This window comes from Pseudomonas sp. SIMBA_067 (assembly GCF_046534675.1).
Lineage (GTDB): Bacteria > Pseudomonadota > Gammaproteobacteria > Pseudomonadales > Pseudomonadaceae > Aquipseudomonas > Aquipseudomonas putida.
On record NZ_JAWRYH010000582.1, the window covers coordinates 1 to 265 of the forward strand.

1 protein-coding gene is annotated in these 265 nt (G+C 61.9%); it reads right to left on the minus strand.

Translation table 11 applies throughout. From position 1 onward, the window contains the following. Positions 1 to 265: CHAD domain-containing protein (locus SB765_RS30420; RefSeq protein WP_410932594.1), on the minus strand; the 265-nt coding region annotated here is incomplete at both ends.

Here is a 265-nt window from a genome sequence, read left to right on the forward strand (position 1 = left end):
CCGCAACGCAGGGTTGCAAATCCGATTGGTGTTCGGCCTGGGCCAGCCACTGCCAGCAGTCGTGCCAATCGCCCAACGCGCTTTGGGCACGCTTGAGACGGGACATCGCTTTGGCGGGGAGTTTGTCCAGGTTGGGATACGCCTCGGCAGCATAGCGCACGCGCTTGATCAGCAACCGCAGACGATGACGGTCATGATCGGGGTCCTTCAAGGCGTCACCGAGCTTTTGCCATTGCTTGGCGAGACGCTTTTCGATGCGCGGGCG